The sequence below is a fragment of the Vibrio sp. 10N.261.52.A1 genome, assembly GCF_002876325.1.
GTDB classification, from domain to species: domain Bacteria; phylum Pseudomonadota; class Gammaproteobacteria; order Enterobacterales; family Vibrionaceae; genus Vibrio; species Vibrio chagasii.
Map to the genome: position 1 here is coordinate 1 of NZ_MCYD01001445.1, position 1,535 is coordinate 1,535.

Here is a 1,535-nt window from a genome sequence, read left to right on the forward strand (position 1 = left end):
AGTCACTAATGTAGATAACAGTAGATAATTTAACAAACTCCCCAAGCCTTCCAACGTGGGGGATTGAGAGGTAATGTTAATTATCTGTCCGATTAAATAAGAAGGTAAAGCCAGATTTGCTTTAATTAAAAGCAAAACAGAAAAGAGTGAAAAATACTTTAGATAGGTAATTATCGGCATTACTTACGTCCCAGAGGGACGACTAGTTTCCCTTTATCTATAATGTTGAAACGCTCTAAGCCGGGTATATATGTAGATGTAAGCCAGATTTTTTCCTGACCAAATGCGGTATGGACAAGTAAGTCATACTCTTTCTCTTTAATAGAACTTAATAGACTTCCGTAATGGTCCCTAAAATCCATTGAATCTTGTTTCAAGTTAGAGAAATCCATAAGAGGTAACCTGTCTAACTTTGAAAGATCTGTAATTTGACATAGCTTATCGTATTTATTTAGAAACTCGGTTACCTTAAGATCACAATCAAGCTCGGCGTCGTCATAGTTTTCTATATTTTGAACGAGTTCTGAAAGTGCTCTTTCTATCGCATGAAATTCTGAATATGAAACTCCAGACGAGCGAAATGCCATAGGGCTAGCAGTAGAAGGCATTACACACGCACAAAAATAGGAATCGAATAGCGTAGTAGACATGATAAAAGAAACTTCATCAATATTGGGGAGAGAAAGCTGATATTTTTGCAACAGTTCTTTTGGTGGGATGATTCGATAGAATTCACCCGTATACTCAGAAAAACCTATGTACTGTTTATATAATTCGCTTAAACAATGGCGCTCGACAACTTCGTTAGCACCATGAAGCACTGTTTCCTCAAATGAAGATCCTGACGCCCAACCACTGTTGGATGTATATTTATTAAGAAAGCAATACGCATCATTTGGCTGAAGAGTTTCAATGTAAGAAGGATTAACTAAAGTTTCAGGTACAAGATATTTTTCTAAGGATAAAATAGAGCGGTAGTTTGAGAATTTCAATAAATCATTGTCGTACTCCGTCAGAGTCTTTCCAAAGAGACATTGAGGGTGGCAGTTCTTTGATCTTAACCAGTCCTTTAACTGAACTACCTCAATATGAGAAGAAGTAAAATGATGCTTCAACATCATGTGCTCAAAAGCTTCAAAATAAGCTCCTGTTACCGCCCAACTCCCTTTCCCAGAACCACTTGACAATGGGCTGCCTGTTGAAGATGAAAGCTCCACAGTTGCTACCAGATTGTCTTCCGTAGTGTAAAGTGAGGAGTGAAGGTTGTGCTCCTTTAACCATAGTTTAATCGCCTCGACAGCTTGCCGACTAGTGAACTCACGTTCTATTGGATATAGACACATATGACACTCCTCAAGATTTGAACTTAAGCTAAGAAGGCGAGGAAATCGCGCTCTCTACTATTTTTTTTGGTGCTCTGCTCTGCAAAGCAGAATTCAAGATTTGGACCCGTTGAACCGTTAATTTCTGAACGTTTGTTACCCATAATTTCTTCTCCTGAAAATATTAATTTTTTTGACTGTATTAAGCTATTA

1 protein-coding gene and 1 pseudogene are annotated in these 1,535 nt (G+C 37.7%); both read right to left on the minus strand.

Annotated elements, in window-relative coordinates; translation table 11 throughout:
- A pseudogene (locus BCT81_RS29670) lies at positions 1-180 on the minus strand (ABC transporter ATP-binding protein); the annotation flags it as partial.
- Positions 180-1,343 carry a YcaO-like family protein gene (locus BCT81_RS28960; protein WP_102426659.1) on the minus strand — a complete coding sequence of 388 codons (1,164 nt, stop codon included), beginning with the start codon at positions 1,341-1,343 and terminating at the stop codon, positions 180-182. The pseudogene BCT81_RS29670 and the gene BCT81_RS28960, both read right to left, overlap by 1 nt.
- Positions 1,344-1,535 lie beyond the last annotated feature (192 nt).

Bases quoted from the DNA above. Each gene is read 5' to 3' on its own strand.
- BCT81_RS28960 (WP_102426659.1), bottom strand. From the start codon at position 1,343: ATGTGTCTATATCCAATAGAACGTGAGTTCACTAGTCGGCAAGCTGTC.